Annotated in this window: 16 protein-coding genes; 7 read left to right on the top strand and 9 right to left on the bottom strand. The window is 70.4% G+C overall.

Annotated features, from left to right (window positions below; translation table 11 throughout):
* The 3 genes from EER30_RS43590 to EER30_RS43580 form a co-directional block, all read right to left on the bottom strand.
* Positions 1–1,173 (bottom strand): glycosyltransferase, encoded by a 1,173-nt coding sequence (locus EER30_RS43590; protein ID WP_164842730.1) that lies wholly within the window; start codon positions 1,171–1,173, stop codon positions 1–3.
* A 44-nt stretch (positions 1,174–1,217) separates the two neighbouring features.
* Positions 1,218–1,850, bottom strand: coding sequence for an HNH endonuclease family protein (locus tag EER30_RS43585; RefSeq protein ID WP_127508223.1), 633 nt, complete (start codon positions 1,848–1,850; stop codon positions 1,218–1,220).
* Positions 1,851–1,924: 74 nt separating this feature from the next.
* A complete protein-coding gene (locus EER30_RS43580; RefSeq protein WP_127508221.1) occupies positions 1,925–2,989 on the bottom strand; it encodes an aminotransferase-like domain-containing protein in 1,065 nt (354 codons plus the stop codon).
* Positions 2,990–3,009: 20 nt separating this feature from the next.
* On the opposite strand from EER30_RS43580, the gene EER30_RS43575 reads away from it, so the two are divergent.
* From EER30_RS43575 to EER30_RS43565, 3 genes are all read left to right on the top strand, one after another.
* A complete protein-coding gene (locus EER30_RS43575) occupies positions 3,010–3,945 on the top strand; it encodes a phosphoglycerate dehydrogenase (protein ID WP_127508219.1) in 936 nt (311 codons plus the stop codon).
* A gap of 48 nt (positions 3,946–3,993) precedes the next feature.
* The gene (locus EER30_RS43570; RefSeq protein ID WP_127508217.1) at positions 3,994–4,608 is read left to right on the top strand and encodes an MSMEG_1061 family FMN-dependent PPOX-type flavoprotein; all 615 of its coding nucleotides are present in this window, start codon (positions 3,994–3,996) and stop codon (positions 4,606–4,608) included.
* A gap of 61 nt (positions 4,609–4,669) precedes the next feature.
* Positions 4,670–5,269 carry a potassium channel family protein gene (locus EER30_RS43565; protein ID WP_127508215.1) on the top strand — a complete coding sequence of 200 codons (600 nt, stop codon included), beginning with the start codon at positions 4,670–4,672 and terminating at the stop codon, positions 5,267–5,269.
* A 53-nt stretch (positions 5,270–5,322) separates the two neighbouring features.
* On the opposite strand, the gene EER30_RS43560 is transcribed toward EER30_RS43565, so the two are convergent.
* Positions 5,323–6,201: a S66 peptidase family protein gene (locus EER30_RS43560; protein ID WP_127508213.1), complete on the bottom strand. Its 879-nt coding sequence runs from the start codon at positions 6,199–6,201 to the stop codon at positions 5,323–5,325.
* A 5-nt stretch (positions 6,202–6,206) separates the two neighbouring features.
* On the bottom strand, positions 6,207–6,776 hold the full coding sequence (locus EER30_RS43555; RefSeq protein ID WP_127508212.1) for a TetR/AcrR family transcriptional regulator: 570 nt from the start codon (positions 6,774–6,776) through the stop codon (positions 6,207–6,209).
* 188 nt (positions 6,777–6,964) lie between these two features.
* Between EER30_RS43555 and EER30_RS48210 the strand changes: the two genes are divergently transcribed.
* Positions 6,965–7,183 carry a Rossmann-fold NAD(P)-binding domain-containing protein gene (locus EER30_RS48210; RefSeq protein WP_205650675.1) on the top strand — a complete coding sequence of 73 codons (219 nt, stop codon included), beginning with the start codon at positions 6,965–6,967 and terminating at the stop codon, positions 7,181–7,183.
* Between the two features lie 17 nt (positions 7,184–7,200).
* Entirely contained in the window at positions 7,201–7,662 is a 462-nt protein-coding gene (locus tag EER30_RS43545; protein ID WP_127508210.1) for a hypothetical protein, read from the top strand.
* A gap of 6 nt (positions 7,663–7,668) precedes the next feature.
* On the opposite strand, the gene EER30_RS43540 is transcribed toward EER30_RS43545, so the two are convergent.
* A complete protein-coding gene (locus tag EER30_RS43540; RefSeq protein WP_127508208.1) occupies positions 7,669–8,184 on the bottom strand; it encodes a hypothetical protein in 516 nt (171 codons plus the stop codon).
* A 110-nt stretch (positions 8,185–8,294) separates the two neighbouring features.
* On the opposite strand from EER30_RS43540, the gene EER30_RS43535 reads away from it, so the two are divergent.
* Positions 8,295–8,792, top strand: coding sequence for a YfbM family protein (locus tag EER30_RS43535; RefSeq protein WP_127508206.1), 498 nt, complete (start codon positions 8,295–8,297; stop codon positions 8,790–8,792).
* Here EER30_RS43535 and EER30_RS43530 read toward each other — a convergent pair.
* The 3 genes from EER30_RS43530 to EER30_RS48205 form a co-directional block, all read right to left on the bottom strand.
* Positions 8,786–9,343: an ankyrin repeat domain-containing protein gene (locus EER30_RS43530; RefSeq protein WP_127508204.1), complete on the bottom strand. Its 558-nt coding sequence runs from the start codon at positions 9,341–9,343 to the stop codon at positions 8,786–8,788. The two genes, EER30_RS43535 and EER30_RS43530, sit on opposite strands and share 7 nt — an antisense overlap.
* A 9-nt stretch (positions 9,344–9,352) precedes the next feature.
* Entirely contained in the window at positions 9,353–9,898 is a 546-nt protein-coding gene (locus EER30_RS43525) for a hypothetical protein (protein ID WP_127508202.1), read from the bottom strand.
* A gap of 220 nt (positions 9,899–10,118) precedes the next feature.
* Complete coding sequence (locus EER30_RS48205) at positions 10,119–10,310, bottom strand: transposase (protein WP_205650674.1); 192 nt, start codon at positions 10,308–10,310, stop codon at positions 10,119–10,121.
* A gap of 29 nt (positions 10,311–10,339) precedes the next feature.
* Between EER30_RS48205 and EER30_RS43515 the strand changes: the two genes are divergently transcribed.
* Positions 10,340–11,677, top strand: a complete 1,338-nt coding sequence (locus tag EER30_RS43515; protein ID WP_349290921.1) for an RNA-guided endonuclease InsQ/TnpB family protein — start codon at positions 10,340–10,342, stop codon at positions 11,675–11,677.
* Positions 11,678–11,820 lie beyond the last annotated feature (143 nt).

Here is an 11,820-nt window from a genome sequence, read left to right as displayed (position 1 = left end):
TCATCGTGGCAGATGCCGACAAGCGCTGTGGTAGATGTCGAGCAGGTGCGAAAGGTAGAGCTTCGCCGGGTACGCCGCGGTGGCCGCGAGCCCTTCCCGGATCGCTGCGGCCCGCAGGTCGCCGTCGTCGAGCATGCGCCGCAGGGCGCCGGCGAACGCGGGCGCGGTGGGGGCGCAGGCGAACCGCGAAGTGCCGGTGCCGGGCCGGTCGGCCAGCCGCGAATCGGCCACGACCACCGGCAGTCCCGCGGCTTCGGCCTCGGCGAGGACCAGGCTCTGCGTGTCTGTTGTGGACGCGAAGGCGAGAACGTCCGCGGCGTGGTAGAACGAGCCGACCTCGGGCTGCGGGACGGGCGGGAGGACGTCGACGTGGTCGGTCAACCCCAGGGCGCGCAGCCGGCGTTGCAGATGGGCGCGTCCCTGGTGGGCGCCGAGCACGATCAGCCGGGTGCCGGGCCGGCCGTCGAGCAGCCGGCGGAACGCTTGAAGCAGCAGCTCAGGGTTCTTCTCGGCGGTCACCCGGCCCACCGACAGGATCACGTTGGCGGGACGCGTGGGTGGCCGGGGTTCGGCTGCGGCGACCGGGGTCGGGAGCACGTGAATCTGAGGGCCGGGGCCGAACTCGGCGAGGACGGCGGCGGTCTTGGCCGAAGGGGCGATCACGACGGCGGCACGGGCGAACATGGCCCGGCCCAGGGCGACCAGGCGGCGGTGTCGTACGGCTCCGGGACGGGTCAGCTCCCGGAACTCGGCCGCCGACCAGCCGAGCCGCATTTGCAGGGCGCACCAGGCCGCCCCGGCCGGGATCTCGGGGAAGACGTCCGCGTACGCGAGGAGGTCGGTGTGCCAGGTCAGGACCAGCGGCACCCGGCGGCGGGCGGCGAGCCGGAAACCGGCCATGCCCAGCGGTCCGGTCGTGTGGGCGTGGACGACGTCGGCGGGCGCGCACCGCGGCCACGGCCAACCGGCGCGCAACTGGCGACCGGGAACGGGCAGAGATCGTACGAGACCCGGGGTGGCCCGAACGGGGAGGAACGGCCCGGGATGGTAGAAGTCCACTGTGTGCCCGGCGTCGCGCAACAGCCCGACGGTCAGCGCGGCCGAACGCGACACCCCGTCCGGGCGCCCCGCGTGACTGTCACAGAAGTGGGCCACACGGAGGCTCCCCGACATGGCCGCCATCGTAGGGCGGCGAGGCGAAACGGTGGGGTCAGCGGCTAGCAGTACGAGTCGAGGGTGTTCAGGAGTGCGGTCTTCTCGGCCTGCTGCAGCGTCAGGTCCCACTGGTACTTGACGCCGATCCACATGCGGGCATAGGTGCAGCGGTACGCCGTGCGGGACGGAACCCACGTCGACGGGTCCTGGTCGCCCTTCGACTGGTTCACGTTATCGGTCACGGCGATCAGCTGCGGCCGGGTCAGATCGTTGGCGAAGCTCTGCCGCTTCGACGTGGTCCACGAGCTCGCCCCGGAACGCCAGGCCTCGGCCAGCGGCACCACGTGGTCGATGTCGACGTCCGACGCGGCCGTCCACGTCGCACCGTCGTACGGGGAATACCAGCTCCCGGACGTCGCCGCGCACGACGAGTTGGTGACGACGTTCGTGCCGTCGCGCTTGAGCACCGTCTCGCGGGTGTTGCAGGCGCCGCTGACCGTGCTCCAATGCGGGAAGAGATCGCGGGAGTAGCCGCTCATCGATCCCTGGGTGGCGACCGTGAGGCTGTTGAGCTGCGAGCGGGCGGTGGTGGCGGAGGGGATGTTCGGCGGGGTCGCCGAGGCGGGCACGGCCGCGGCCAGGCTGGTGACCAGGGCGGCGGTGACGAGGGCGACGCGCGGGAATAGACGGCGCATGACCGGCTCCTATCGACTTGCGAGGATAGATGCCGATCAGTGTGCGTTGCCGCGGTTGTCGTCAGTAGATCCCGTCAGTGTCCTACGACGGAACTGATGGCGGCGTTCAGGCGACGGGCCGCCTCGGTCAGCTCCTCGGGAGACAGGTGCGAGAAGCTGAGGCGTACGTGGTCATGGCCGTTGTCGCCGTTGACGTAGAACGCGGAACCGGGCACGAACGACACGCCGTGACGCTCGGCGACCGGCAGCAGCGTGCTCGCCTCCACACCGGACGGCAGCCGCAGCCACGTGAACCAGCCGCCGTCCGGTGCCGGCCCGATGGTCAGCGCGTCCCGTTGCTCCCGATAGCGCTCGCGCACGACGCCGAGATGCTTCGCGTACGCCCCCGAGGCACCGAAACGGGCCATCGTCATCGCGACCGAGTGGTTGACGCCGCCGCCGCTGTGCACATAGCCGAGCCTGGTCAGCCGCGTGATCAGCGACGGGGCGGCGTTGATCCAGCCGAGGCGCAGACCGGGCGCGACGGTCTTGGCGAACGACCCCAGGCGCACGACGTTGTGACCGAGCCGCCAGAGGGCCGGGGGAGGGGCGTCGCCGTAGAACAGCTCGCGGTAGGTGTCGTCCTCGACGATCGGCAGACCCAGTTCGACCAGCTCACGACGCCGGTCGAGGGGCAGGCTGCGGCCGGTCGGGTTGCCGAACGTGGGAACGAGGTAGAGGAACGCCGCCGGGATCTTGGCGACCTCGGCGGGCAGCACACCGTGCTCGTCGGCCGGGGCCGGCCCCAGGGTCACGCCCGCGTCGCGCAGGATCGGGAACGCCAGATGGTAGGTGGGGGAATCGACCAGCACGACGTCACCCGGGCGGGCCAGCAGCGGCGTGACCAGGGCGAGGCCGTGCGAGGCGCCCGCGGTCACGAACGTCTGCTCGGGGGACGCGTCACCGACGTGAGCGGCGAGCCAGTCGACCAGGGGGGCGGGTCCGGCCGAGTGGCCGTAGGTCAGGGCCTGCCAGCCGTACGCCTGAAGGGCCTCGGAGCCGGCGGCCGCCCACTCGGCCACGGGCAGCAACGACGGACGTGGATGACCCCAGCCGAGGTCGAGGATGCCCGGCCGGTGCTCGAACTGCACGATCGCCACAACAAGAGAAGATAGGGCCTATGAAGCTTCTGCTGCCGGACAGCGTCGAACTCGACCCGGATCTGCCCGAGGGCGTGACCGCCGTACGTTATGAGGTCGGTCGTCCGATCCCGGAGGAGCACACCGACGCCGTCGTGCTCGTGGTCTGGAACAACCCGGCCGATCAGCTGCACGACGCGGCGCAGCGGCTCAAGCAGCTCCGCTGGGTGCAGACCCTCGCCGCCGGGCCCGACGCCGTGATCGCGGCCGGGTTCGGGCCCGACGTCGTGATCACCTCGGGGCGCGGGCTGCACGATCAGACGGTCGCCGAGCACACGCTCGCGCTGACCCTGGCCGCCGTGCGTCACCTGCATGTTCTCGTACGGGCTCAGCTCGGTCACCGGTGGGCCGAGGACGCTCGTACCGCGCAGGTCGTGTCGGCGCGGGAGTGGACCCTGCGGGACGCGCACGTGGTGATCTGGGGTTTCGGCGGCATCGCGACGACGCTCGCGCCGCTGCTCACGGCGCTGGGCGCCCGGGTCACGGGGGTCGCGCGCAGCGCCGGTGAGCGGGACGGCTTCGACGTGGTGACCGCGGATTCCTTCCCGCGGCTGCTGCCCACCGCCGACGTGCTGATCGGGATCCTGCCCGCGTCGCCATCGACGACCCACGCGCTGAACGCGGACGTCTTCGCTTTGCTGCCCGACCACGCGTGGGTCGTCAACGTCGGGCGCGGGGTCACGCTCGACGAGGCGGCGCTGCTGACGGCGCTGCGGGCGGGGAAGCTCGGCGGCGCGGCCCTGGACGTGTTCGAGACCGAGCCGCTGCCGGTCGCGTCCGCGCTGTGGGACGAGCCGAACGTGATCGTGACGCCGCACGTCGCGGGCGGCCGGCCGGTGGGGGCGTCAAGGCTTCTCAGCGAGAACCTTCTCGCATTTCGTTCGGGCGGGCGACTGCGTAACGTCGTGGAAGGTTAGGGTCGCCTTCCTGTTGGGTCGAGCTTGTGTCGAGCGCACGGAGTGATCATGACGAGGGTCATCGCCACCGAGGCGGAGCTGCGGGAGTTCGTCGCGCCCCCGCCCCGCTTCATCGCCGAGAAGGGCATCGACCACATCGACGCCGAGTCGCGCCGGTTCATCGAGCTCAGCCCGTTCTTCCTGCTCGCCACCTCGGCCGAGGACGGGACGAGCGACGTCTCCCCGCGCGGCGACCCGCCCGGCAGCGTGCTGGTGCTCGACGACCGTACGCTCGCCTTCGCCAACCGGAAGGGCAACGGCCGGCTCGACAGCCTGACGAACATCCTGCAGCGGCCCCACGTCGGTCTGGTCTTCATGATTCCGGGTTCGGGCGACACCGTACGGGTCAACGGCCGCGCGCGGATCGTCGCCGAGGCGCCCTACCTGCCGGGCATGGCGATGAAAGGCGTGGTTCCCGACCTCGCGATCGAGGTGACGGTCGAGGAGCTCTATCTGCACTGCGCGCGGGCCTTCGTGCGGTCCTCGCTGTGGAAGACCGAGACGTGGCCGGCCAAGCGCGACGTGCCGAGCGCGGGTCAGATCGCCAAGAGCCAGTCGGGGACGCACTACTCGGCGGCTCAGATCGACGCTGACCTGGAAGTGGCGGCCCTCGACGCGTATTGAGGAGCCCCCGCGCAAGAGGGCCGGTTACGGGCCGGTCCTCGGGCTCATCGCGCTCACGTACGTGCTCGCCACGTCGGTCACCGAGCGCGTCGGCATCCCGCTGGTGCTGGTCGTCCAGGTCGGCACCGTCTGGTACGTGATGCGGGTCGCGGCGGTCAGCAAACACCTGCACCGCGCCGCCGCCGTGGTCTTCGTGGCCGCGCTGGGCGCCGCCGCGTGGGGAGTGACGACCCCGCACAACTGGCTGATCGGCGCGACGTTCCTGGCCAGCTGCATCCTCTATGTGATCGCCCCGGCCGCGATGGTCGTCGACGTGGCCCGCCGCGACGTCGACCGGCAACTGCTGCTGGGGGCGCTGGCGGCGTACGTGATGCTCGGTATGGCCTTCGGCTTCGGCTACCGCGCCATCGAGGTGATCCAGCCCGGCCCGTTCTTCGGCGCCCACGGCGAGGCGACCCTGCCCGACTTCCTGTTCTTCAGCTTCATCACCCTGACCACGACGGGCTACGGCGACCTGGTGCCGGCCGGCAACCCCGGTCGTACGCTGGCCGTGCTCGAGGCCCTGACCGGCCAGCTCTTCCTGGTGACAGCGGTCGCGAAGGTGATCGAAGCATGGCGCCCCCGACGACGTCGCCCACAACACCCGGACAGCGACGAGTGATCAGGCTCGCGGCCAGCCGTATGCCGGATCCAGGATGAAGACGGGATCGATTCCTAACGGCTGGGGCTGTCGACCGGGTCGGCGGTCAGGGTGCCCGCGTCTACGTCCAGGACGGCGGGGACGCCGAGGGGGACCGTGGCCGGGGTGTCGCCGTGGCCTAGGGGGAGGCCGCCCAGGACGGGGATGCCGAGCGAGGTCAGCTGTTCGGCGAGGACCTGCTGGACCGTCGGGGTCGGGCCGTCGTCGGTGCAGTTGGTGAACTGGCCTACGGCCACGCCCGCCAGGCCGTCGAACCAGCCGGAGCGTTTCAGCTGCACCAGGGAGCGGTCGACCCGGTAGGGCTCCTCGTCGACGGTTTCGATCAGCAGGATCGCGCCGGTGAGGTCCGGGCGGTGGCGGGTGCCCGCGGTCGCGGCCAGGACGGTCAGGTTGCCGCCGAGCAGGATGCCCTCAGCGCGGCCGGGGACCCGTACGCCCTCGGGGTCCGCGGCGACGACGATCGGGTCGGATGTCATCAGGGCGCGGCGGGTGCGCTCGTCGAAGTGCACGAGCGGGGGAGTGTGCAGGGTGGCCAGGTGGGCCTCGCACCAGAGGGCCACGTGCAGCGCGGTGATGTCGGAGAAGCCCAGCAGCGGTTTGGGGTCGGCGCGGACGGCGGCGTAGTCGAGGTCGTCGACGATCCGCTGGGCGCCGTAGCCGCCGCGCAGGCAGAAGACGGCCCGCACCTCAGGATCGCGGAAGGCGGCGTCGAGGTCGGCGCGGCGCTGCTCGTCGGTGCCGGCCAGATAGAACCACGTCTTCATGGCGTGCTCGCCGAGCCGGGCCCGCAACCCCCAGCCGGTCAGCGTCTCGATCGCCGCGGCGGCCCGCTCCGGCCCGATCCAGCCGGACGGCGCGACGAGCTGGACGAGGTCCCCGGGGTGCAGTGCCATGCGGTTCAGCGTTCCTCGAGCGTAGCCAGGAAGGCGGCGGCCGCGTCCTGCACGCGGTCGTCGTCGCCGGTGGCCAGCAGGTCGAGCAGCAGGCCACGGATGGTGGCGATGACCAGGGTGGCCGTACGCGTCGCGGTTGTCCTGTCGGTTTTCTGGGCGTCGATCAGGGCGCGCATCCAGTCGGCCACGACGCGGTCGAGGAACTCGGCGAACTGGCCGGGCGACTGCAGGGCCTGGCCGTAGACGGCGAAGAAGAGGCGGAACTCGGCGCCCTGACGCGGGTCGGAGGCGCGGGTCCAGACGGCGCGGGCGGCGGCGGCCAGGGCGGCCAGGTCGGGCTGGTCGCCGACGGCGGCGCTGGTGGCGGCGAACGCGCGCTCCCGCAGGCGCCCGAGGATGGCTTCGAGCATCTGCTCCTTGGTGCCGAAGTGATGCACCAGCGTGGTGGTCGAGACCCCGAGCGCCCGCGCCACCGGCCGCCACGACAGGTCGGCGAAGCCGTGCTCCGTCGCGTAGTCGACCGCGGCGTCGAGCAGCTCGGCCCGCCGCTGATGGTTGACCGGCCGTCCCGTCATCGAGGCCCCCTCGGGGTTGCCATTCCTAGAACGATCGTACTAGCGACAACGGCTTCACGGCCGCCGCGATCGCCTTCGCCCGGGAGAAGGGCGCCATCGGGTACGTCGGTGACGGCAGCAACCGCTGGCCCGCGGTCCACCGAGACGACGCCGCGCGGCTGTTCCGCCTCGCGGTCGCCGACGAGGGCGTGCCGATCCGTACGGTGGCCGAGACGATCGCCGCTCACCTGCGCGTGCCCGCCGTGTCCGTCAGCCCTGACGAGGCCGGGGACTACGTGGGCTGGCTGGGCGGGCTGTGGGCGGTCGACGGGCCGGCCTCGGCGCAGCTCACCCGAGAGTTCGTGGGATGGGGGCCGAACGGTCCGGGACTGATCGCGGACCGGCGGCAGGGTCATTACTCCACGTGAGCCGGTAGTTTGAACGGGTGAGCGTGGACGGTTATTCGAGCAGGGAGGACCGCATCGTCGCCGAGTTCGCCGACGGGCACGCGGTCGAGGGCATCGCCTTCCGGTACGGCCTCACGGTCGAGCAGGTGTACGCGGTGATCGAGCGCGAGGTCGGCCCCGCCGCTCAGGGGCCGCCGAGCCATTACCCGCCTCAGCCGTCTTACGGCCCGCCCCCGGTTTACGGCCCGCCGCCGTCTTACGGTCCGCCCCCGGTTTACGGTCCGCCGCCGGCTTACGGTCCGCCGCCCTATTACGGCCCGCCCGTCGTTCACCCCGCCCCCGGCGGCTGGCCGCCGCCACAGGGTCACCCCGACTACGACGCGATCGTCGCCGAGTACGGTGAGGGTCACGACGTCGACGCCATCGCCCGCAGACACGGCCTCACCGCCGAACAGATCTACCAGGTGGTCCAGCGAGCTCTCGCGAACGACGACGGCTGATCAGGCCTACTTCGGGTCTGCACCGCTCGTGGTCGGGGCGTCGATCGTTGTGGTGGCGCAGATCGTGCCGTCGAAGAAGACGTACAGCGTGCCGCCGCGGCAGAAGCGTCGCGCCTGCCGGAGTTCGCGACCGTCGGGACGGATGAGACGGCTGACCGCGTCGCTGCCGGAGGCGCCCATCCCGAGGGATGTCGCAGTGAGCACGTCGAAGTCGGGTGGGTAACCGCCGACGAGCAGAGCCCGGTCGCCGTCGACCAGCAGGCCGTGAACTCCGGGGACGGGCGACGTGCCATGGTCGGTGGCTGTGCCGTCGCGTACGGAAACGATGGGGAACTGGAGTACCTCCATGCCGAGGAAGCACACGACGGCGTCCTCGCCGTCGACGTTGAGCGCGTAGCAGTCGTAGATCAGAGGCAGTTCGCCGGTGCGCGGGTATACCCAGGTAGCCTCCGGGCGTAACGGCTTGACCGGCAACCGCAGGAGCGCGAGCCGACGTGCAATGTCGACATCCGGCGCCGTCATCGTGTCGGGCCGAAGCCCTTCCTGTTGACCATGATGATCACCTTAGCGAGCGGCGGGCGGGCCGGGGCAGCCCGGCCGCCCGGGTCACCGGCTCACGTAGTCTGCCGGACATGGCCTGCCGGGGAATGTTTTTCGCGCTGACGCAGGAGCAGGAAGCCGCATTGATGGCGACCAGCGACGACAGCGACGTACGGGAATTTGTCGAAGAGCTCGAGATGGGCGACTGGGACGGTGAACCGCTCGATTGCGAGACGGACAAGGCTTGGGACGCCATTCACCGCTGTCTGAGCGACGGGACGCTTGGGTGTGGGCGGCGGCTCTCCCCGCTCGACATGGCCGTGCTCGGCGGTGGGCACCACCACGAGGGCGACGACTACATCGTGGCGCACCTGCGCGTCGAGGAAGTGGCTCAGGTCGCCGCGGCCCTCAGCGATGTGGATCAGGTCTGGATGCGGCGGCGCTACGACCGGATCGACGCCACGGAGTACCAGGGTGTGCTCGGTGACGAGGACTTCGACTACACCTGGTACTGGTTCACTCAGGTGCGCGACTTCTACTTCGAGGCAGCGGAGGCCAAGCGCGCCGTCATCTTCACCGTCGATCAATAGGCTTCCAGCAGCGCCACGCCCTCGGGCCATTCGATCCGGTACAGCTTGGTCTGGTGGAGTCCACGGGCGGCGTCGATCGGGCGGCCCTGGGTGCCGCGGGCCGCGATGCCAGGGTCGGCCCTCCGGTCGAGCAGGTGCTGCAACACGCGGAAGCGGGCGGCCATTCGCTCGGGCGGCAGCGGGGTGGTGCCGGTGGCGGCCGCGTACCAGAGGGCCGTACGCCCGGTGCTGTCCACGGCGTCGATCGGGCAGCCGGCGGCGAGGAGATCGTCGATGATCCGCGGTGGAGCGTCGGCGTCACCGACCCGGCCGCGGGCCACCTCGTGCAGCGGCGTGATCCCGAAGACCGACAGGGCCGTGGCGTCAGCGCCGGCGGTCAGCAGCAGGGTCACGACCTCGGACGCCGCCATCCCGGCCGCGATGTGCAACGGCGTGTACCCACGGTGGTTGCCGGAATTGACGACGGCGCCCGCCGCCAGCAGCCGAGCCACCTCGCGCCCGTCGCCCGCCCGGGCGGCCAGGTGCAGCGGTCCCTCCCGCAACGCGTCCACGCCAGCAGATTACTTCGGTCGGTGCCCGTCGAACCCTGCCGTGTGAGCGGCGATCGGATGCTCGGTCGCGGGGCCCAGGCCGTACGCCCGTAGCGAGTCGGCGATGGCGTCGCGGTGACGCAGGGCGGACTGCCAGCCGATCACGCTCATCTCGGTGGTCTCGCCCGTTCCGGCGGTCGCGCGGACGATCCACGGTCGCCGCAGGAGCACCCGGGCCAGCACCGAGGCGACGAGCAGCATGGCCACGATCAGCCCGTCCAGGACGATCAGCAGCAGCGGGAGCAGCACCCACCAGAACAGCACCCCGGCCACCACCAGCCCGAACAGCGCGATGCCGACGATGACGAGCTCGTCACCGGAGCTTCCCCCGCCGCTGCCACCGACTTGGATGCTTGCGTCGGCGCCGGTGGTCAACACCTCGCCGGGCTCGACGTCGTTGCGGCGTTTGGCCCGCCACCCGCCGAACCGCCGCGCCAGCGCCCGCCACCGAGGTTCCCAGACCACCCGTACGCTCCACGGCGTCCCGTCAGGCGCGGTGATCTCCACTGTTCGCACCGCCTCAAGATAGCGCCGTGACTCCAGCGGGCAGCAGAACGGGTCGATACGCGGGAACGCGGCCGTGGCCGGAAGTGCGGTCTTCTCCGCGATGGCTCCCGGCAGTGGCGCGCGGCCGGGGTGTCGCCGTGGCCCAGGGGAGTCCACCCAAGACGGGAACGCCGAGTGGGGTGAGCTGTTCGGCGAGGACCTGCCGCACGGCCGGGTCGGGCCAGGAGGTTCAGTCCTGTGTGATCGTGTCCCGGCTCGAGGTGGCGCGCGTTGTGCGGCCAGACCTGGACGCCGCTACCGGAATGTGGGCCAGTGCTCCGGCCTTCAGGTTCACGAGCAGGTGGACGTGGTTGTTCTCGCCGTTGAACTCGATCAGCTCGGTTTCGAAGTCCGCGCACACCGCCCGCATGATCTCCTCCATCCGGGCGAGGTGCGGTCATCGAACACCCTGTGCCGAAACTTTGTCACGAAAACCAAGTGGGCGTGCAGAGCAAAAATACAGTGTCTACCGGTGCGGATACCTTCGATATCGGCCATAAACTTACACTCGGCCTCCTGCAGCTTCGTTACAACTTCCGGGTCTACCCGGACGCGGCCCAGCGCACCGCGCTGGCGCAAGCGTTCGGCTGTGCCCGCGTGGTTTTCAACGATGGGCTGCGCCTGCGTCAGCAGGCCCGCGAGGCGGGCGAGAAATACGTGTCGGACGCCGAGTTGTCCAAGCGGGTCATCACCCGGGCCAAGACCACCTCGCAACGGGCATGGCTGGGCGAGGTGTCCTCGGTCGTGCTGCAGCAGGCACTCGCCGATCTGAACGTGGCGTACCGCAACTTCTTCGCCTCGGTCACGGGCAAGCGCAAGGGCCGCAAGGTGGCCCCGCCGAGGTTCCGGTCCCGCAAGGACAACCGGCAGTCCATCCGCTTCACCAAGAACGCCCGGTTCAAGGTTCTCGACAACGGTCGACTCAGGTTGCCGAAGATCGGCGATGTGCCGGTCCGGTGGTCGCGGAGCCTGCCGTCGGAGTCCAGTTCGGTCACCGTGATCCGGGACGCGGCGGGCCGGTACTTCGCCTCGTTCGTCGTGACCACGGCCGAGGACGAGTCGTTGCCGCCGACCGACCCCGAGATCGGGATCGACCTGGGCCTGACCCACTTCGCGGTCATGTCCGACGCAACGAAAGTGACGGCACCGAAGTTTTTGCGCCGCGCGGCCCGCAAGCTCAAGAGGTTGCAGCAGGATCTGTCCCGCAAGCAGCGCGGCAGTCAGAACCGCAAGAAGGCCGTCGTCAAGGTCGCCAGGGCGCACGCCCGGGTGGCCGACACTCGGCGGGACTGGCAGCACAAGCTGTCCACGGCGATCATCCGCGACAACCAAGCGGTGTACGTCGAGGATTTGTGCGTCGTCGGTCTCGGCCGGACCCGGCTGGCGAAGTCCGTGCACGATGCGGGGTGGGCCAGTTTCACCAGCATGTTGCAGTACAAGGCGGCGCGGTACGGGCGGACGTTCGCCCGGGTGAATCGGTTCTTCCCGTCCACCCGGATGTGCTCGGCGTGTGGCCGGATCAACGAGAAGATGGCGCTGAACGTCCGGGAGTGGGACTGTCCGTGTGGCAGTCACCACGACCGGGACGTCAACGCCGCGAAGAACGTCAGGGCCGCCGGGCAGGCGGACCTCAACGCCCGTGGAGCGCACGTAAGACCGGGACTCGTCCCGGCGGCGCGCAGAGAAGCGGGAACCCACCCGGACGCCGCGTGTTCCACGCGCAGCGTGGAGGGAATCTCCGTCCTCTAAGCGCCTGATCAGAAGTTCTGTACGTAACTCACTCGGGAAGAGGGACGTAGCGACGTAAAAACCTCGTCGTGGGTTCGGATCGAGTTACCACACACGACCGAAACCCCCGACGAGGTCACCGCCAGTATGCGCCCTGCGCACGT

The organism is Actinoplanes solisilvae, assembly GCF_003999975.1.
GTDB lineage: Bacteria > Actinomycetota > Actinomycetes > Mycobacteriales > Micromonosporaceae > Actinoplanes > Actinoplanes solisilvae.
The sequence above is the reverse complement of the archived record's forward strand: the minus strand, read 5'-3'. Positions and strand labels throughout refer to the sequence as shown.